The 20,416-nt window shown below is 70.8% G+C and carries 12 protein-coding genes and 1 pseudogene; 10 read left to right on the forward strand and 3 right to left on the reverse strand.

The annotated features are described in order from the left end of the window. Positions 1–109: 109 nt before the first annotated feature. Positions 110–670: pseudogene (locus OTB20_RS42570) on the forward strand (beta-galactosidase domain 4-containing protein); the annotation flags it as partial. 145 nt (positions 671–815) lie between these two features. Then, entirely contained in the window at positions 816–1,316 is a 501-nt protein-coding gene (locus tag OTB20_RS42575) for a beta-galactosidase small subunit (RefSeq protein WP_324290437.1), read from the forward strand. A gap of 92 nt (positions 1,317–1,408) precedes the next feature. Here OTB20_RS42575 and OTB20_RS31765 read toward each other — a convergent pair whose 3' ends face one another. Next, positions 1,409–3,886, reverse strand: coding sequence for a glycoside hydrolase family 9 protein (locus tag OTB20_RS31765; RefSeq protein WP_267822819.1), 2,478 nt, complete (start codon positions 3,884–3,886; stop codon positions 1,409–1,411). 379 nt (positions 3,887–4,265) lie between these two features. Between OTB20_RS31765 and OTB20_RS31770 the strand changes: the two genes are divergently transcribed. Then, the gene (locus OTB20_RS31770; RefSeq protein WP_267822875.1) at positions 4,266–6,677 is read left to right on the forward strand and encodes a SpoIIE family protein phosphatase; all 2,412 of its coding nucleotides are present in this window, start codon (positions 4,266–4,268) and stop codon (positions 6,675–6,677) included. 69 nt (positions 6,678–6,746) lie between these two features. Here OTB20_RS31770 and OTB20_RS31775 read toward each other — a convergent pair whose 3' ends face one another. Continuing rightward, a complete protein-coding gene (locus OTB20_RS31775) occupies positions 6,747–8,231 on the reverse strand; it encodes an RICIN domain-containing protein (protein WP_267822877.1) in 1,485 nt (494 codons plus the stop codon). A gap of 796 nt (positions 8,232–9,027) precedes the next feature. Between OTB20_RS31775 and OTB20_RS31780 the strand changes: the two genes are divergently transcribed. The 7 genes from OTB20_RS31780 (at position 9,028) to OTB20_RS31810 (ending at position 19,592) form a co-directional block, all read left to right on the forward strand. Then, positions 9,028–9,204 (forward strand): hypothetical protein, encoded by a 177-nt coding sequence (locus OTB20_RS31780; RefSeq protein ID WP_267822821.1) that lies wholly within the window; start codon positions 9,028–9,030, stop codon positions 9,202–9,204. A gap of 110 nt (positions 9,205–9,314) precedes the next feature. Next, positions 9,315–10,421, forward strand: coding sequence for a ricin-type beta-trefoil lectin domain protein (locus OTB20_RS31785; RefSeq protein ID WP_267822822.1), 1,107 nt, complete (start codon positions 9,315–9,317; stop codon positions 10,419–10,421). A gap of 395 nt (positions 10,422–10,816) precedes the next feature. Continuing rightward, positions 10,817–12,802 carry a beta-galactosidase gene (locus OTB20_RS31790; protein WP_267822824.1) on the forward strand — a complete coding sequence of 662 codons (1,986 nt, stop codon included), beginning with the start codon at positions 10,817–10,819 and terminating at the stop codon, positions 12,800–12,802. A 34-nt stretch (positions 12,803–12,836) separates the two neighbouring features. Beyond that, positions 12,837–14,978 carry an alpha-galactosidase gene (locus tag OTB20_RS31795; RefSeq protein ID WP_267822879.1) on the forward strand — a complete coding sequence of 714 codons (2,142 nt, stop codon included), beginning with the start codon at positions 12,837–12,839 and terminating at the stop codon, positions 14,976–14,978. 68 nt (positions 14,979–15,046) lie between these two features. After that, positions 15,047–16,558 (forward strand): glycoside hydrolase family 43 protein, encoded by a 1,512-nt coding sequence (locus OTB20_RS31800; protein ID WP_267822826.1) that lies wholly within the window; start codon positions 15,047–15,049, stop codon positions 16,556–16,558. Positions 16,559–16,639: 81 nt separating this feature from the next. Further along, entirely contained in the window at positions 16,640–18,394 is a 1,755-nt protein-coding gene (locus OTB20_RS31805; protein ID WP_267822828.1) for a cellulase family glycosylhydrolase, read from the forward strand. A gap of 181 nt (positions 18,395–18,575) precedes the next feature. Next, complete coding sequence (locus tag OTB20_RS31810; RefSeq protein ID WP_267822829.1) at positions 18,576–19,592, forward strand: LacI family DNA-binding transcriptional regulator; 1,017 nt, start codon at positions 18,576–18,578, stop codon at positions 19,590–19,592. A 73-nt stretch (positions 19,593–19,665) separates the two neighbouring features. On the opposite strand, the gene OTB20_RS31815 is transcribed toward OTB20_RS31810, so the two are convergent. After that, positions 19,666–20,382, reverse strand: a complete 717-nt coding sequence (locus OTB20_RS31815) for a GH12 family glycosyl hydrolase domain-containing protein (RefSeq protein WP_267822831.1) — start codon at positions 20,380–20,382, stop codon at positions 19,666–19,668. Positions 20,383–20,416: the final 34 nt, after the last annotated feature.

Consider the following 20,416-nt stretch of genomic DNA (forward strand, 5'->3'; position numbering starts at 1 on the left):
CCGACCGCACCCCCTCCCCCGGTCTCCTGGAGTACGCGAAGGTGATCGCCCCCGTCCGGATCGGCCCCGGCCCGGAAGCGGACACCCTCGCGGTGGAGACCGCTATGAGGTGCTGGACCTGTCCCATCTGCGGTTCACCTGGTCGCTGGCCCGCGAAGGGGTCGAGCTGGCCCACGGCGTACTGCCCACACCGGAGCTCGCCGCCGGGGAGCACGGACGGCTGCCGCTGCCCCGGCTGGACCCTCCGGGCGGGCAGGACGACGGGGGCGAGCTCTGGCTCACCGTCCAGGCGGAGCTGGGCAAGCCCGCGGACTGGGCCCCCGAAGGTCACGTGGTCGCCTGGGGGCAGCTCCAGCTCTCCTCGACGGGTCGCCGCCGGCCGGCCGGCCCGCCGGGGCCGGCCCGTAGCGAGGGCGAGCACATCCTGCTCGGCCCCGGCCGCTTCGACCGGACCACCGGAGCTCTGCTCGGCATCGGCGGACTTCCCCTGCGCGGGCCACGGCTGAATCTGTGGCGCGCCCCCACCGACAACGACCGCGGCTGGTCCCAGCGCGACGCCGCCTACTGGAAGGACCGCGGGCTGGACCGACTGCGCCAGCGCACCGTCTCCGTCACCCCTGACGCACACGGCATGGCCGTCGTCGTCCGCAGTGCCGCCGCCGCGGGCAACTCCGGCTACCTCACCACCTACCGCTGGGACAGCGGCGGTGACAGCCTGCGCCTGCGGGTGCGTGCCGAACCCGTCGGCCACTGGCCGGAGCGGAGCGACGACTTCCACGACACCATGGTGGACCCGGCGCTCCCGCCGGAGGAACATGAGGAGCTGGTCCGCAGGAACAGGTCCCGCTCACTGGCCCGCCTCGGACTCGCCTGGGGAGGTTCCCGCCGACTGGTCCCGGGTGGAGTGGTTCGGTACGGGCCCGGGGGAGGCCTACCCCGACTCGCGTCAGGCAGTGCGCGTCGGACGTTTCCGCGCGACCGTGGAGGAGCTGCAGACGCCCTACGTGCGCCCCCAGGAGAACGGCAACCGTGCGGACGTACGCTGGGCCACCTTCACCGACGGAGCAGGGAACGGGCTGCGCGTCGGGGGTGAGGAGCCGTTCCATTTCGCCGCGCGCCGCTGGACCGACCGACAGCTCGACGCCGCACGCCACCACACCGATCTCGTCCCGGGCCCGGTGATCCACCTCCACACCGACCATGCCGTCCAGGGCCTCGGCAGCGGCGCCGTGGGACCCGGTGTCCTGCCTCAGTACCGGCTCGAACTCGCTTCGGCGGACTTCGCGTTCGTCCTGACTCCCCTACTGCGGAGCTGAGACGGCCGAGTGGCCCGCCGCACCAGGGTTCCTGGTGCGGCGGGCCGCTGCGTGCCTGGTCAGTCGGCGGGCGGACAGGGCGTGCTGATCGTTCAGGAGCAGAGTGCACCGTTGAGCGTGTAGCGCGCCGGGACCGCGTTGGTACCCGAATACGTCGCCTGGAAGCCGAAGCTCACGCTGCCGCCGGGCGCCACCGTACCGTTCCACCCGGAGTCCCGGGCGGTGACCGTGCTGCCCGACTGGCTCACCGTGGCGTTCCAGGCGCTGCTGATCCGCTGATCACCCGCGAAGCTCCAGCCGAGGGTCCACCCGGAGACCGCCGACGTTCCGGTGTTCCTCACGGTCACCGTCGCGGTGAAGCCGTTGTCCCAGGCGTTGTCGATCCGGTACGCCACCGTGCAGGCGGCCGCCGGCGCGTCGTCGTCCGCCTCCGTCGCCGTGAGCGTCGCCGGCTGCACGCCGGAACCACCGACCGTGAACGTCGCGCTACCCGGCAGCGCGTCGGCATCCTGCGCGGCGAAGACCGAAACCTGCTGCGTCGTGGCCCAGTTGGCCGGGGTGAACACCAGGGTCGCGGCTGCCGACAGGTCCTGGTCGCCGGAGTTGCGGGCCACCGTCAGCGTGACGTTCTGCGCGGGCGCGGCCGAGAGCCGCACGCCCACCGGCGCCGAACCGCCCTCCGGGACCGTCAGCACCGCCGGTGACACCTGGACCGCGGGCACCGCCGGGGCGCCGCGCCGCTCGGCCGCGAAGGCCGCAAGCCAAGCCAGCGAGGCGTTCCAGTTGATGGCCACCTCGTTGGTGGCGTACGAGCCGATGTCATCCACGTAGCACGCCGCCGGCGCGCAGCCGGCGAGCTTCTCCTTGGCCACCGGGTCCTCCAGCCCCGCGTTCGGCCCGCCCGCGAAGGAACCGGCCGGCGGGTGCGGCAGCGAGGCGTCGTTCTGGTGCGCCCAGAACCTGTGGTGCTGGTTCTCGGAGTAGCGATCGCCGTAGCCGGTGACGTAGGAGAGGCCGAGCGCGTTCCGGCCCAGCAGGTAGTCCAGGGACTCCACTGCTCCGGCTCGGTAGCGTTGCTGACCGGTGAGCTCGTAGGCAACGGCCAGCACCATCGCGTTGTTGGTGACGGCGCTGTTGGAGCCCCACACGTATCCGGTGGTGGCCAGTGGCACCGCGTAGCCCTGTCCGGCCATGGTGGACAGGTGGCCGTCGGCGGCCGAGGTCAGCAGTCCCCGCAGCCGGGCCGTGTCGGCGGCGGGCAGGGCCACGCCGACGCCGGTGGCGAGAGTGATCCGGCCGAGCGTCGCGGTACCTCCCCACCAGAACCCGTCGACGGGCTTGGTGTGGTGCGCGGAGGAGGTGACGGCGTCCCGGTACTGCGACTCACCGGTGGTGGCCAGGAGTTCCGCCGCTGCCCAGTAGAACTCGTCGGAGACGTCGGCATCCTCGTACGCACCGCCGCCGGTGTTGTCGGTCGCCGGGGCGAGCACGTTCGGGTTGCCCTTGGCAGCCGTCCAGGCGCGGCGGGACGCGTCCAGGCAGCGCGCGGCGAACGCAGCGTCGTACGGCGCGTACACCCGGGCACACTGCGCTGCCGAGGCCGCCAGATTCAGCGTCGCCGCGGTCGACGGCTTGTGCAACTCACGCTGTTCCGCGTCGAGTTCGGGACGCGTCGGCAGAGCGGTCCACTTGGCGTCGTGCATCTTGTGGAAGGCCATCCCGGCCATCGGCTTCCCGGCCGGGACCTGCATCCGCAGCAGGAACTCCAGCTCCCACCGGGCCTCGTCCAGCACGTCCGGCGTCCCGTTGCCACGCTCCGGCACCCGCAGCGTCGCGTCGCCGAGAGCCGCGTCGCCGCCCGAACGGCGGGCCCGCTCATAGGAGTTGACCATTTCCCAGACGGAGATGCCGCCGTTGACCACGTACTTGCCGTGGTCGCCCGCGTCGTACCAGCCGCCGCGCACGTCCTGTTGGTAGTCGCACACCCCGGCCTGACAGGGGACGCTGGTGTCGCCCTTGTTCGGAGCGATGCCCAGGTGCCCGGCGGGGCGGGCGTAGGCACTGCCGCCCGCCAGGGCCGCGTCGATCGCGGTTCCGCTGCGCTGCTGGTAGAAGAACGACATGCTGTCGGCGCGCAGTCCGTCGTACAACGACGCGGAGATGTCGAAGGGGTGGCTGGTCTGGCCGCCGACGCCCAGGGTGTAGCCGGTGCCGGTGCCGGTGTACGCGCCGAAGTCCACCAGGTGCGTGGACTGGCCGGACGCCTGGTCGGCGCCGCGCACCGTGGTGGTGCCCGAGGCAGCAACCGTGCCGGAGGCGTCGCGCAGCTGCCAGGCGAGCGGGGCCGTCGCGGAGCTGACCACGGTGGCCCGCTTGGGGCCGTCGGGCAGGTAGCCGAGCTGGTTGACCCGGACGGGTGTGTCGGCAGCGGCGGCCACCGTGGCGGCTGCCGCGACCGGAACGGTCAGGGCGGTCGTGGACACGGCGCCGACGGCCAGCGCGAAGCCGGCGAGCACGGCGGCCGCGCGACGCGGCACACGACGGGCGGGGGCGGGGGTGACAGGAGGCACGGGTGGAGCCTTCCTTGGGGGGTGGGGGCAGGAGTGGGAGCGCTCCCATTCAAGCCAGCCGTCAGACGGTCCGTCAAGGCACCGGTGTGACCCGGTAGTTGACCTACCTACGACTGTCGATCCGCCAGTACACGGTGTAGTTAAAGCTTTGGGCGTCGCGGAACGGGGGGACTGAGGGGGGGAAGTAGGTGACATGTCCGTGCGGGTCGGCCGGATTCCGGGAGCCCCCGGGCGGCGCGTCCGTCACTCACCGCTGATCGTCCGGTACGGCCCGCGACGAGGGCGGCGGACCGGTCGGTGCGGATCTAGGCTGGAAACGAGCCGCTGGGCACTGTTCCTGGCGAGCACCGCTGTCCGGACGGAGGCGTGGCGCGTGGAGATGGCTGCGAAGCGGGATGCCCCGACCGCCTCCGTCACGGTCGACCCGGCCGGCGTGGTGAGCGGCTGGAGCGAGGGCGGGCGGCTGCTCCTGGGCTGGACGGCGCAGGAGACCGTGGGGCGGCCCGTCACCGGCCTGCTGGCCGATCCCCCACCCGGCTTCCCCGGGAGCCACGGCGTCGGCTCCGGCTCCACGGGCGTCGTCCCGCTGCGCCATCGGAACGGTTCCACGGTGGACGCCGTGCTGACGGTTCAACCGCTGCGCGGCGCGGACGGCCGTGCGCTGGGCCACGTGGTGACCGCCCAGCCGTGGGGGCGCCGCCCCGTGATCGCCGACCGGGCCTTCGAGCAGTGCCCCTTCGCTCTGGGCGTCTATGACCCTGAGCTGCGGTTCCTGTGGGTCAACGCCTCCGCGTGCCGGGTGATGGCGCACTCCGAGGAGCAGGTGCTCGGTGAGAAGTACCGCGAGCTGTTCCCCGAACTCGACGACATGGCCTACACCGGCCGGCTCTCCGAGGTGGCGAGGACGGGCGAGCCCGCGCGTCTCATCACCGTCTTCCGCCCGCTCGGCAGCAACTACGCCAACGCCTGGGCCACCAGCATGTGGCCCGTCCGGGACGCCGAGGGCAGGGTCCGTGCCGTCGCCAACTGGGGATTCGACATGAGCGCCGAGTACTGGGCCCGGCAACGCCTGCTCATCCTCAACGAGGCCGGCAGCGGCATCGGCCGGACTCTCGACGTGATCGGCACCGCCCAGGAGCTGGCCAGGGCCCCTGTGCCGGGATTTGCCGACCACGTCAGCGTCGATCTCTTCGAGGAGGTGCTGCGCGGAGAGGAACCGCCCTCCGCGTCCGCGTTCGCCCCCGGCGAGACCATCACGCTCTGCCGTGCCGCCGAGCACAGCGCGAAGCTGGACACCGGCCGGGCGGCCCGGCCGACGACGGCCATCAGCCACGCCCCCGGTTCCGTCGCCGCCCGCTGCATGGTGACCGGCAGGTCCACGGTCGAACTCGCCGCCGATCCGGGTCAGGGCGGCGAATGGGCCTTCGGACCCGGGCTCGCCGCCGACCCGGCCCACTGGCCCCCGGGCAACCCTGTGATCGACGGGACCATCGCCGCGGACGGACTGACCGGCCAGATCACCGTGCCGCTCCGGGCGCGCGGCGCGCTGCTCGGTGTCGTCGCCTTCTCCCGCCGCGACCGGCCCGAAGCATTCACCGCCGACGACCTGATCCTCGCCGAAGAGCTGACCGCCAAGGCGGCCGTCGCCGTCGACAACGCCCGCCGGTATGCGCGTGAGCGCACCACGGCGCTGACCCTGCAGCGCAGCCTGCTGCCCCAGCGGCTGCCGAGCCAGGAGGCGATCGAGGTGGCGTCCCGCTACCTGCCCGCCGGGGCCGGCGCGGAAGTGGGCGGTGACTGGTTCGACGTCATTCCGCTGTCCGGCGCCCGGGTCGCCCTGGTCGTCGGCGACGTCGTAGGCCACGGCCTGCACGCCTCGGCCAGCATGGGCCGGCTGCGGACGGCGGTCCGCACCCTCGCCGACGTCGACCTCCCTCCGGACGAGCTGCTGACCCATCTGGACGACCTGGTCATCCACCTGTCCGGCGACCTTCAGCCCGCCGGCGACTTCGAGGCGACCGGCGAGTTCGGGGCGACCTGCCTGTACGCGGTCTACGACCCGGTCGCGCGCCGCTTCACGCTGGCGAGCGCAGGCCATCCGCTGCCGCTGGTCATCTCCCCGGACGGTGCCATGACCCCGGTACTCGCACAGCCGGGACCGCCGCTCGGCCTCGGTGGGCTGCCTTTCGAGGCCACCGAGCTCGAGCTGCCCGAGGGGAGCCTGCTCGCCCTCTACACCGACGGCCTGGTGGAAGGCCGTGAGCGCGACATCGACCAGGGGATCGCCGAACTGCAGCGGGTCCTGGACCACTCGGCCCCCTCACTCGAGGCCCTGTGCGACACGGTGCTGGACGCCATGCTCCCCGAACGCCGCACCGACGACGCCGCCCTGCTACTGGCCCGCACCCATGCGCTGGACCCCCACCACGTCGCCGACTGGGACGTCGAACCCGACCCCTCGCAGGTGCCGCTCATCAGGAAGTTCGCCGTCGACCAGGTGGACGCCTGGGGTCTGGAGGAGGCGTCGTTCGTCACCGAACTGGTCGTCAGCGAGCTGGTCACCAACGCCATCAGGTACGGCGAGCCGCCGATCAGGCTGCGGCTGATCCGCGATGCTTCCCTGATCTGCGAGGTCTCCGACGCGAGCAACACCGCTCCGCACCTACGCCGGGCCCGCGCCTTCGACGAGGGCGGCCGGGGCCTGCTGCTCGTCGCCCAGCTCACTCAGGGCTGGGGCACCCGGCAGACCACCAGCGGCAAGACCATCTGGTGCGCGCAGACCCTCCCCTAGTGCTGTGGATGTCGTGTGGATCGGGCCGGGCTCGCGGGCTTCCGTGGTGCTCTTGTCCGGCCGGTACCGTCACCAGCCCATGGGGAGACCGGCGACGAACGAGCTGAGCCGGTCGGCGATGAGCCGGTCGTCGTGGGCCGAGTAGTGCCAGTCGCAGCCGAGGTAGTCCAGGCCCGATTCGTCGAGGGGCCAGTAGCGGACCCCGCTGTCGCCGGCATCGTTGCGCGCCTTGACCACCTGCTGGACGTGGTCGGCGTACTGGCCCGCGCCGACTGCCACGACGGTCGTCCCCGTCCCGTAGCGCGTACGCAGCTTCTGGAGGAAGTCGCCGTAGGCGCTGCGGTAGCCGGCCGCGAGGCTTTCGGGCGTCCACGGCTCACCGGGGTTCACGGCGGTCGAGAAGTCGTTGGTGCCGAGGTTGACCACCACGAGCTGAGGGCGCCAGGTGCCCGGGTTCTGCCAGACGTCGCCGGACACGCTCAGCAGGGCGCGGTCGTAGAAGGTCCGGTACGTGACGTCCGACGAGCCTCCGTTGTAGTTGCGCACCATGCCGAGGCCCGAATAGCCGTTGATCTGGTAGTCGGAATTCAGTTGCCGGGCGGTGAGGGCGCCGTAGCTCACATCGGAGTTGGTGCTCCGCTTGAGCTGGTCCGAGGTGCAGGTGCGGGAGGTCGAGAGGTTGCCGTAGCCCACCGTGAGGGAGTCGCCGATGAACTCGATCTGACGGCTGCGGGCCGTCGGTTTGCCCAGTACGGCCCCGCCGGGCGCGGCCAGGAAGCCCCCGAACGTACTGGTGTCCCCCGGGCTGTCGTTGCGCTTGACGAGGCGGACGGCGTGCTCCCGGTCCTGCAGCCCGTTGACCCAGTGCGTGGTGTTGCCGGGCGTGACGAGCGTGGCGACAGTGGCTCCGTCGACCTGGACGTCGTAATCGGCCGCCGAGTCGTTGAGCACGATCCCCACGCCGGTGCCCCTGACGCGGCCCTCGAAGTACACGCCGGGCCAGCTGTACTGCACCGTGTTCCCGGCGTCCTTGACCCGTCCCGCGGTGTGCACCTGCGCCGTCACTCCCGACACGCGGACGAGTTTCCACTGCTGGTTGGCCCCGCCCCAGTCGGTGAACTGCACGACCTTGGCACCGTCCACGGTGGAAGCGTTCTGGACCTCGACGGCCTTGCCACTGTTCCGGTTGATCAACCGGACATGACCGTCCGGGGAATCCGCCGCCCGGAACTGCTGGTTGACGCCACCCGCATTACTCCACTGCACGATCGGGGCATGGTCCGCGGTGGAAAACCCGGAGACGTCCAGCACCTTGCCCGAGTGCTGCGCCTTCAACCGGTAGTAGCCGCCACCCGAGTCGACGAACTGAAACCGCTGGTTGCCCCCGTCATGACGAGTCCACTGCGACAGGGCCGCCCCGTCGGCGGTGCTCCCTCCCGACACGTCCAGCGCCTTACCGCTGCCACGGTTCACCAGCACGTACCACGCACTCGTATCCACACTCGCCGCCTGAGCCGTCCCGACCGCGCCAAGTCCCGTCAAAAGCCCCACCATCAAACCGGTCACCGCGGCCAACACCCCCGCACGCCTCCCCCGCCCCGACCGCCACGCACTGAAGGTCATTTGCACACCATCTCTCTGCATTCGTAGTGAACTGCTGCAGGGCGCCCCGGCAGCCCTGTGGGACCTCGTGGAGGTACGGCGAGGCGATACCTGCCCTCGGGCGAATCCCTCCCCTGCGGGACGACAGCGCGAAAGCGACCGGCTCATGGACGGCCACAGCACCGCACGATCCACGAACATGGGATGTATTAGTGGGGCACCGAGGGGATTCTGTCCATAGGTGGGACAGACATCCCTGGTACAGCAGGAGTTGGGAGTCGACTCCTCCTGGCTCGCACCCCTGGTCATGGGATGTATTTATCTTGGGGTACCTATTGACGGGGGCATACCGCATGCCTACTGTCCTGCGACGGAGCCGACCGGATTCCAACCGATCAGGAATCCTGTCCTGGGTCGCCAAGTGCCCTTGCTCGCAGATGCGTTCACGCTGTTCCTCGTATTCCTCGTCGGCGCCCTGGCGCTTGTGAATGCCAGGGAGCCGGGGTGCCGGCCTTGGCGGCACCGCCTGACGCAGCGGCTTCCGGCCGCCGTGTGACGTCACGTCCCGGGACACGGCGCGGTTCAAGGAACGGTCCAAGGAACGGTTCAAGAGCGACGGCGTCCTGTGACACGGGCCTGCCCGGCGGACGTTCGAGGTCCGCCCGGACTCCACCTTCAGCTCGGCTGACCCCGCCTCGGGGCACGCCCCCGCGGACGGCTACCCGCACCCGGAAACGAGGAGAGGCAGATGAAGGACACGCTCAAGGCATGGAAGCCCCCGTGGCCGGGGCGGGGAGGCGTGCGGGCCATCAATCCGTGCCGGCTGCAGTACGTCTACCAGGGCATGGACCCCAAGGCCGATGCCGGCTGCATCGACCTGCCCTGGCGGATGGGCCCGCTCACCCAGACCAACTCCTCCTGCTGACCGCCCGGGCCACCATCGGAAAACGCACGCTCCCCCCACGGGCCGGACCGCCGACGGAACGGCGTTCGGTCCCTTTGATGAAGCAATCACTCACAGAAGAGGACGCCTGCATGAGAAAGCCTTGGTTTCTTCCCCTCATCGCTCTTGTCGCTGCCACGCTCGGAGTGGCAGCCGTTGGTGTGACCCCTGCCTCCGCCGCCTCGACCATGCCCCTGCGGGTCATGCCGTTGGGCGACTCGATCACCTGGGGAGTGGGGAGCAGTACGGGCAACGGCTACCGGGGTCCGTTGTGGGACAAGCTTGCCGGGGACGGCCATCCGCTGGACTTCGTCGGTACGTTGCGGGGCGGTTCGATGTCCGACGCCGACAACGAAGGCCACTCCGGATACCGCATCGACCAGATCGCCGCACTCGCCGACGCCTCGCTGACGCGCTACCGGCCCAACGTCGTGACGCTGGAGATCGGCACCAACGACCTCAACGGGGGCTACCAGCCCACCACTGCCGCCGCGCGGCTGAAGTCGCTGGTCAACCAGATCACCGCCGCCGCCCCCGACGCGACCGTCCTCGTGGCGTCCCTGGTCGTGTCCACCAGCGGCTCGGAGGAGCAGTACAGGGCCGCGTACAACCAGGCCATCCCGCAGATCGTGAGCGAGGCACAGGCAGCGGGCAAGCGGGTCTCGTACGTGGACATGAGCAGCCTGACCACCGCAGACCTGGCCGACGCCCTGCATCCCAACGACGCGGGCTACCAGAAGATGGCAAGCGCCTTCCACCGGGGCATCCAGGCCGCGGACAGCGCCGGGTGGCTGCGGAACCCCGCCCCCGCCGCCGCACGCGTGGAGTCCGGCACCACCGGCAAGTGCCTGGATGTCGGTGGCGCCAACTCGGCCGACGGGACCGCCGTCCAGATCTGGGGCTGCGGCGGCGGCGCCAACCAGCTCTGGTCCGCCTACACCGGCGGCACCCTGCGCTCCATGGGCAAATGCCTCGACGCCGCCGGCGGGGGCACCGCCAACGGAACCAAGGTGCAGATCTGGGCCTGCCACGGGGGCGCCAACCAGATCTGGCAGCCCTACAACGGCGGTTACCGCAACCCCGCCTCCGGCCGCTGTCTCGACGTTCCGGTCTTCTCCACGACCGACGGCACGCAGCTCCACCTGTGGGACTGCCACGGCGGCTCCAACCAGAAGTGGACCGCTCTGACCGCCGGATGACCCACGCTCCCGGGACCGGAGCCCCTTCCGGGCTCCGGTCCCGGGACAACGTGAAATCGGCGCGTGGCCGTACGGCGGACCTCGCGCCGTCCGGCATGTCCAACGCCGGGTTCACCTCGCGCACCCCTCGCACGCCGAGGTTGTAGCCGAATCTGAATCATCTGCGTCGAAGCGCTTCGACGCCTCACCAGCCCTAACGGGCCGTGAATGGTCCAGCAGAAGTCGTTCACGCGGTAGAGGCCCTTGTTTAACACGAAACTTGTCCGTTACTTTTTGCCGTCTGAAGTGAAGCGCTTCGACGATTGCCGTAGGAAGGCCCGTCGCCTCGTGCTGCTTCCCTCGGCTCTGGCGCTTGGCCAGAGCACGACTCGATTCTCCGTACCCGAGGAACCGTCATGACGACTCGCAGCATCACCGACCGCCTGGGTGGCCTGGCCTTCGGCGGGGACTACAACCCCGAGCAGTGGGACGAGCCGGTATGGAAGGAGGACGACGAGCTCATGAGCCGGGCCAGGGTCAACCTGGCCACGGTGGGCGTCTTCTCGTGGGCCCTGCTCGAACCGGAGGAGGGGCGTTACGACTTCACCTGGCTCGACGCCCACATCGACCGCCTGCACGCGAACGGCGTGGCCGTCGACCTGGCCACGCCGACCGCTTCCCCGCCGCCCTGGTTCACCCTGGCCCATCCCGATGCGCTGACGGTCCGGGCCGACGGCACCCGCCTCGTCCACGGCAGCCGCGACACGTACTGCCTCGCCTCCCCCTCCTACCGCAGCGCGGCCCGCCGGATCGCCTCCGCGCTCGCCGAGCGGTACGGCGACCACCCCGCCCTCGCGCTGTGGCACGTGCACAACGAGTACGGCACGCTCTGCTGGTGCGACCACGCGGCCGCCGCTTTCCGGGTGTGGCTGCGTGCCCGCCACGGCTCGCTGGACGCCCTCAACGAGGCCTGGGGAACGGCCTTCTGGAGCCAGCGCTACACCTCCTGGGAGCAGGTGCTGCCGCCGCGCGCGACGAATTACCACAAGAACCCCGGCCAGACGGTGGACTTCCACCGCTTCTGGGGCGACGAGATCATCGCCGCGTACTGCGAACAGCGCGACGCGATCCGCGCGTACAGCGACCGCCCGGTGACGACGAACCTGATGCTGCCCTACTACCTCAGGCTCAACCTGTGGGCCTTCGCGCGTGAACTCGACGTCGTCACCTCCGACCAGTACCCGTCCGAGACGGGCCCGGACTCCGCAGCCCACGTAGCCTTCTACGCCGACCGCTCCCGCTCACTGGCCGGCGGCCGCCCGTGGCTGCTGATGGAACAGGGCACCAACACCGTCTACGACGGCGACCAGGTACTCGGCAAGGAGCCCGGCGAGATCCTGCGCCACAGCCTCGGCCACATCGCGCGCGGTTCGGAGGGGGCCCTCTTCTTCCAGTGGCGCCAGTCCCGGGCGGGTGCCGAGACCTGGCACTCGGCGATGCTGCCGCACGCGGGTCCCGACAGCCGCATCTTCCGCGAGGTCACCCGGACGGGCGAGGCGGTCGCCCGGCTCGGCGAGCTGGCGGGATCCACGGTCACCGCGCCGGTCGCCGTACTCGACGACCCGGACGCCATGTGGGCGCTGGAGGCGGACGGCCTGCCCTCCGCCCGGCTGGACTACCACACGCCGCTCGCCGAGGCGCACCGGGCGCTGTGGGACGCCGGCGTCACGGCCGACTTCGCGCACCCGGAGCACGAGTTGAGCGGCTACCGGCTGGTCATTGCCCCGTCCTTGTTCCTGCTGTCCGACAAGGGCGCCGAGAACCTGCGCCGTTACGTCGAGGGCGGCGGCACGCTCCTCGTCCAGCACGCGAGCGGATTCGTCGACGACCGCGTGCACGCCCGGCTGGGCGGCTATCCCGCGGGCCCGCTGCGCGAGGCGCTGGGCATCCGCGTCGAGGAGCACCGGCCGCTGCGGACGGACGAACGCATCACCCTGTCGGACGGGTCGCACGGCACGGTCTGGAGCGAGTCCCTGCGCACCGAGGGCGCGCAGACGCTCGCCACCTACACCCACGGCATGCTCACGGGCAGCCCCGCCCTCACCCGGCACCGCTCCGGCACCGGGCAGGGCTGGTACCTCTCGACCCGCCTGGACGCCGCCGACTACGGCGTCCTGGTCGGCCGCCTGCTGAAGGAGGCCGGTGTCGAACCGGACGTGCCGGGCCTTCCGGCCGGTGTCGAAGCCGTCACCCGGCACGCACCCGACGGCCGCCACTGGCAGATCCTGCTCAACCACAACGCCGAGGCCGTGCCCCTGCCGGTCCCCGCCCACGACCTGCTCACCGATGCCCTCGCGCACGAACTGCCGCCCGGCGGTTGCGCTGTTCTGCGCGGGCTCTGACCTCGAAAGGGCCGCCATGCCCGCCAGGCCCGCCATGCCCAACGAACAAGGAACCCTCCACTGGGGGCACGACGCCCTTCACCTGCAGATCGTCCTCGATGACAACGGCAGTCCGCGCCTGACGCACCTGGGGCTGCCCGGCGAGGCACGGAGCACCCCCGGTGCGTCCCTGCCCCTGGTGGAGGTGACGGCCGCGGGTCACGGCCGTGGCTGGTCGGGCGACCTCCTCGTGGGCACCGATCTCGGCGGGCGACTGGTCCACCGGTCCCACCACGCGGCCCGCGACGGCGTCTGGCACACACTGACCGTGCACCTCCACGACCCGGAGACCGGCCTGGTGGCGGAGGTGACCTACCGCTCGCCGGACGGCGTCCCCGTGCTCCGCAGCGAGGTGACCCTGCGCAACGAGGGGCAGGTCACTCTGAATCTGGAGTCGGTGAGTTCGCTCGTGGTGGGCTGCCTCACCCCCCGGAACCCGGCCGCCTTCGACACCGCGGATCTGCTGCTGGCGGAGAACGACTGGCTCACCGAATGCCGCTGGCGGCGACATCCGGCGCGTCTGACCACACCGGCCCAGAGCGGACGCGTGGTCCAGGCGCACGGCCGGGCCGGCTTCGCCCTGAACGGGCAGGGCACCTGGTCCAGCTGCGGGCACCTCCCCATGGGCGGATGGACGGACCGGCTCACCGGCCGCACCTGGGTGTGGCAGATCGAGCACAACGGCGGGGGCTGGCGCTGGGAGTGCGGCGAGCGGGACAAGGCGGCCTACGCGGCGCTGTTCGGACCCACCGACACCCAGCACGGCTGGCGGCACGCGCTCGAACCCGGCGCCGCCTTCCGCACCGTGCCCGCCGCCCTGTCCTTCAGCGCCGACGGCGGCCCCGACGCCGCGTTCGCCGCGCTGACCCGCTACCGCCGCGCCCAGCGCCGCCCGCACGCCGACCACCTGCGCCTGCCCGTCATCTTCAACGACTACATGAACTGCCTGATGGGCGACCCCACCACCGAGAAGCTGCTTCCGCTCATCGACGCGGCGGCCGACGCGGGCGCGGAGTACTTCGTGATCGACGCCGGCTGGTACGACGATGACGACGGGGGCTGGTGGACCACCGTCGGCGCCTGGGAGCCCGCCGCCTCCCGGTTCCCCGGGGAGGGCGGGATCCACGAGGTGCTGGACCGCATCCGGGAGCGCGGCATGGTTCCCGGCCTGTGGCTGGAGCCGGAGGCGATCGGCGTACGCAGCCCGATGGCCGAGTCCCTGCCCGACGAGGCGTTCTTCCGCCGCGACGGCTCCCGCGTCACGGAGGCCGGCCGGCACCACCTGGACCTGCGCCACCCCGCCGCCCGCGCCCACCTGGACCAGGTCGTGGACCGCCTGGTCGGCGAGTGGGGCGCCGGCTACCTCAAACTCGACCACAACATCGACCCCGGCTCCGGCACCAGCGCCCACCCCGGCGAGACCCCGGGCGCCGGCCTGCTCGGCCACAACCGGGCGCACCTCGACTGGCTCGACGGCGTCCTCGACCGGTATCCGCACCTGGTGGTGGAGAACTGCGCCTCCGGCGGCATGCGCTGGGACGACGCCATGCTCTCCCGGATGCAGCTGCAGTCCACCAGCGACCAGCAGAACCTCCACCTCTACGCGGCCATCGCGGCCTCCGCGCCCACCGCCGTCACCCCCGAACAGGGTGCCGTCTGGGCGTACCCCCAGCCGGAGGACTCCCTCGACGAGGTGGCCTTCACCATGGCCAACGCGCTCCTCGGCCGGATCCATCTCTCCGGCCGCATTCCCGAACTCGAACCGGAGGCCCGGGCCCTGGTCCACGAAGCGGTGGCGGTCTACAAGGCCATCCGCGCCGACCTGCCGCGAGCCGTGCCGTCCTGGCCACTGGGCCTTCCCGTCTGGGACGACCCCTGGATCGCCCTGGCCCTGCACACTCCCGCCCTCACCTACCTCACCGCCTGGCGCCGCCCCGGAACCGACGCCACGGCGACGCTTCACCTGCCCCACCTGCGGGACACCGCCGCCCGCGTCGACCTGCTCTACCCCTCGGCGAGCCGGGCCGTTTCCGGCTGGATGCCCGACACGGCCGAGCTGAGGCTGACCCTGCCCGCCGCGCCGTCCGCCGTCCTGCTCCGCATCACCTCCACGGACCCCGGCGCTCCCGGGCTCTGATCCACCCCACCCCGCCCCACGCCCGCATCACGCATCACGCATCACGCATCGACGAGAGGACCCATCGGGTGCCGCCTCTGCCCCAGCCGGACCACCGCTCCACCAACCCCGTGATCCCCGGCTTCCACCCCGACCCCAGCGTCTGCCGCGTCGGCGACGACTACTACGTGGCCTGCTCCAGCTTCGAGTACTTCCCCGGGATACCCCTCTTCCACAGCCGTGACCTGGTGCACTGGACCCAGATCGGCAACGCCCTGGACCGGCCGGAGCAACTGCGGCTGCCCGTCTCCATGTCGTCCTCCGGCGGGATCTACGCCCCCACCCTGCGGCACCACGACGGCCGCTTCTGGTTGATCGTCACCAATTGCAGCGAGGGCGGCGGCAACCTGCTCGTCACGGCCGCCGACCCCGCCGGACCATGGTCTGACCCCATCTGGGCGCCAGGCGTCCCCGGCATCGATCCCGACCTGGTCTGGGACGAGGACGGCACCTGCTGGTGCACGGTCGCCGGGGGCTCACAGGTCCGTATCGACCCGTCCACCGGGCAGACGTACGGAACACCGCACAGGGTCTGGTCCGGCGGGCCCGGCGCCAAGGCCCCGGAAGCGCCGCACCTGTACCGGATCGGCGACTACTGGTACCTGCTCATCGCCGAGGGCGGCACCGAACGCGGTCACGCCGTGTCGATCGCCCGCGGCCGCACGCCTGCCGGCCCGTTCGAGCCGTGCCCGGCCAACCCGGTCCTCACCCACCGCGGCACCGACCGCCCCGTCCAGAACACCGGGCACGCCGACCTCGTCCAAGGACCCGACGGCTCCTGGTGGATGGTGCTGCTCGGAGTCCGGCCGGGCGGCGGCACGCCGGGCTGGCACGTGCTCGGCCGGGAGACCTTCCTGGCTCCCGTGACCTGGGTGGACGACTGGCCGGTCGTCGGCGAGGTCGCCCTGGACCTGCCCGAGCTCCCGTGGCCGCTGTCCCCCGGCCCGGTCGAGGAGCAGCGGGACGACTTCGACCTCGCCGAACTGCGGCCGTCCTGGATCTCCCTGCGCGACCGGACCGCCGAACACTGCACCACGAAGGAACGCCCCGGCTGGCTGACCCTCCGCGCGCGGGGCGGCTCCCTGGACGAACCCGACGTGGTGTTCACCGGCCGACGCCAGCAGCACCTCACGTGCCGGGCGCGGACCCTGACCGACCCGTCGCAAGGGCGCGGCGGCCTTGCCGTCCGGCTCGACGAGCAGCACCACTACGCGATCGAGGCGTCCGGTACGGAGGTACGGGTCATCGCGCGCGTCGGCCCCCTGCGCACGGTCGTGGCCGCTCGGTCCGTGCCCGCCGGGCCGGTGGTGCTCGCCGTCACGATCACAGAGCCGCCGCCGCACGGACCGTGCACCGGACCTGACGCCGTCTCCCTCGGCATCGAGCGGCCCGACGGCACGTTCACCGAGCTCGCGGCCCTCGACGGCCGCTACCTGTCGACCGAGGTCGCCGGCGGTTTCACCGGACGCGTCATCGGCATGTACGCCGCGGAAGGCAGCGTCCACTTCGACTGGTTCGACTACGAGCCCGTCGAGGGCTGAACCAATCCCCCTCCCGAGTCCGGCTGACACGTTCCCCACCGGCCGGCCATCACCCGTACGACCGACCGAAAGGCATGACACATGAAGGACATACGGCCCCCCGCGCAGCACCGCAGCCGGGGCCCGGGCAGGCTGGCCGCCCTGCTGCTGGCGCTCGTCGTCATGCTGGGGCTGGCCGGCGGCACCGCGCTGGCCGCGTCCGACGGCCACCGGAAGCCTTCGCGGCCGGTGGTCTGGGTTCCGGACAACCCGATGGACGCCGTCGCGGGGATGCAGCCCAGCTGGAACCTGGGCAACACCCTGGACGCCTTCCCGAACGAGTCGTCCTGGGGCAACGGGCAGACCACCAAGGCGACGTTCGACACCATCGCCGCGCAGGGGTTCCGCAGCGTCCGCATCCCGGTGACCTGGACCGACCACCAGTCCACCACCGCGCCGTACACCGTCGACGCCGCCTACATGGCCCGGGTCAAGCAGCTCGTCGACTGGGCGTTGGCCGACGGCCTGTACGTGGTGCTCAACGTCCACCACGACTCCTGGAGGTGGGTCGAGAAGATCACGAGCGACCACGACAACGTGATGGCCCGTTTCAACTCCACCTGGTCGCAGATCTCCACGACCTTCCGTGACGCGCCGCGCACTCTGATCTTCGAGGGCATCAACGAGCCGAGCTTCGCCAACGCCACGGACGCGCAGAAGGTCTCCTACCTGCACGAACTGCAGACTTCGTTCCACTTCGTGGTCCGCGCTTCGGGCGGCGCGAACGCGAGCCGCATGTTGTCGCTGACCACGCCGGGCGGCAGTGGTGACCAGGTCCACCTGGACAACCTGTACACCACGATCGCCGGACTGAAGGACCGTCAGCTCATCGCGCAGGTGCACTTCTACAGCTGGTACCCGTTCAGCGTGAACGTCGCGGGCGGCACCCTGTACGACGCCGTCGCGCAGAAGCACCTGGAGGACTCCTTCGCCAACATGCACCGCACCCTCGTCGCCAAGGGCATCCCGCTCTATCTCGGCGAGTACGGGCTGCTCGATTACCCGAACCACTTCAACCCCTCCCGCGTCGAGCGGGGCGAGGCGCTGAAGTACTTCGAGCACGTGGGCTACGGGGCGCGCAAGTACGGCATCACCACCGCGCTGTGGGACCCGTTCGCCTACCTGGACCGCGAGACCCTGCAGTGGCGCGACCCGGCCCTGTTCGCCGTGATCAAGTCGAGCTGGACCACCCGTTCGGGCACGGCCTCCTTCGACAAGGTCTTCGTGCCGAAGTCCAGCCCGGTCACCGCCAAGTCGCTCACCCTGAACCTCAACGGCACCTACTTCCGCGGGGTATGGCAGGGCGACACCAGGCTGGTCGCGGGACGGGACTACACCGTCTCCGGCAACCAGCTGACCTTCTCCGCCAAGGCGCTGACCCGCCTGGTCGGCAACCGCGCCTACGGCGTCAACTCGTCGCTCCAGGCCCGGTTCACCAGTGGGCTGCCCTGGAACATCGACATCGTCACCAACGACGTTCCGGTGCTGTCGGACGCCACCGGCACCACCGGCTCGTTCACCGTCCCCGCCCAGTACCGGGGCAATGACCTGGCGACCATGCACGCCACGTACGCCGACGGCACCAACGCCGGCCAGACCAGCTGGACCCCGTACCAGGAGTTCAACAAGGCGTTCTCACCGGACTACCCGAACGGCACGATCATCCTGACCCCCGAGTTCCTGAGCGCGCTCCGCGAGGGGGAACCGGCGACGCTGGTCTTCCACTTCTACAGCGGCACCACCGTCACCTACCACGTCACCAAGTCCGGAAGCGCGGTCACCGGCACCCTCTCCTGACCTGCCGCACCCTCGCCCTGGCCGCCCGCTCCCCCGGGCGGCCAGGGCAGGCTCGCGTCCGCGTCGAAGCGCTTCGACGCAAGGATGGACACGCACCCAGGGCTGACGATAGGGTCGGCGTACATTTTACGCGCAAATACGCGCACACTGTCGAAGCGTTTCACAAAGCTGGGAGAGCTGGATGGTAACCCTCGCCGAGGTCGCCCGGCACGCCGGAGTATCGGCGAGCACGGTGAGCTATGTCCTCAGCGGCAAGCGGTCCATCTCCACGACCACGCGGCTACGGGTCGAGGAGAGCATCCACGAGCTGGGATACCACCCGAACGCCGGCGCGCGGGCCCTGGCGAGCAGCAGGTCGAACATCATCGCGCTGATGGTTCCGCTGCGCACCGACATGTACGTACCGGTGATGATGGAAATCGCCATCGCGGTCGCCACGACGGCCCGGACACACGGGTACGACGTGCTGCTGCTGACCGGCGAGGAGGGTCCCGACGCCGTCCGCCGCGTCACCGGCAGTGGGCTCGCCGACGCGATGATCCTGATGGACGTCGAACTCGACGACGAGCGTCTGCCGCTGCTACGCGGCACCGACCTGCCGTCCGTCCTGATCGGACTGCCCGCCGACACCTCGGGGCTGACCTGCGTCGACCTCGACTTCAAGGCCACCGGCGCGTTGTGCGTGGAGCACCTGGCGACGCTCGGCCACCGCGACATCGCCGTCATCGGCGAGGCCCCCGCGGTCTACGAACGGCACACCGGCTTCGCCGAACGCACCCTCGACGGACTCCGTTTGCGCGCACGGGACTTGGGCATCAGGATGCTGCACCGGCCGTGCGGGGGCGGCTACGACGCGATGGCCGTCACCCTCGCCCGCATCCTCGACGAGCGCCCGGCCACCTCCGGGTTCGTCGTGCAGAACGAGCAGGCGGTCGAGCCGCTGCTCGCCCTGCTGCGCCGGCAGGGCCGCGCCGTGCCCGAGGACGTGTCGGTAGTGGCGGTCTGCCCGGACCAGGTGGCCGTACAGGCCTCGGTGCGGCTCACGTCGGTCTCCATCCCCGCGCAGGAGATGGGCCGGCACGCCGTGGAGCGTCTGGTCGCCAAGCTCGACCACCGCGGCGCCGATGAAGTCGTTCTCATCACCCCGGAGTTGACGGTGCGGGAGAGTACAGGGCCGGCGTCCTTCGCCGCTTCCTGACCCGACGGCTTCGTCCGGCGGTGGACGACTCCCACAGCGCACTGCGGGCCGAGGCCGGCCCTGATGTGCCGGGTCAGCCGCCGTTGATGGTCAGGTTGTTGGTGTTGAAGTTGAGGCCACCGGACGAGGAGGTGATCTCATAGCCGAACTGCACGTCGCCGATGGTCTCGTTGCCGGGCATCCAGCCCTTGGTGTGCGCGATCCAGTTGAGGATCGGCTTGACGTCCACGGTGCCGGAGTTGGAGTCGGACGTCCGCAGGAACGAGAACACCTGGTTCGACCCGTTGGAGCCCTTGTAGACGTTCCAGTTGTGGCCGCCGAGTGCGACGCTGGCCTGCCAGGTTCCGATCGGGCCGACGGCTCCGTTGTAGTTGACCCAGAGCATGATCTCGTACTGGTGGTCGGTGTCCCAGATGTCGTACGACGTGTTGTACGCGCCGGACGACGGGACGCTGACGTTGTAGGTGCTGGTGAGCCAGCCGAGGGAGTCGATCGTCTTGTTGATCGTCTTCGTCGAGTTGGGATAGGACTTGATACCGCCGGTGTTGGGGTGGTTGGCCCAGACACCCCAGCCGGTGCCGGAGTTGGCCCAGAAGCACTGGCTGCCCGCACCAGAGCCCCAGACGTTGTTGTAGAGCTTGTAGCCGTTCAGGCTGGTGCTGCCCCATTGGTCGCAGGAGTTCCAGACTGCTGCCGAAGCGGGGGCGGCGGCCAGGCCGATGGCGGCACCGAGCGCCAGCGCCGGCGCCAGCACCGCCATCGTGATCTTGCCTATCGTGCGGTTTACCATGGTGTCCCTTCCACGGGTGGGGGGAAATGTGGGG

The organism is Streptomyces sp. H27-H1 (genome assembly GCF_026627445.1).
In the GTDB taxonomy this organism is placed as follows: domain Bacteria; phylum Actinomycetota; class Actinomycetes; order Streptomycetales; family Streptomycetaceae; genus Streptomyces.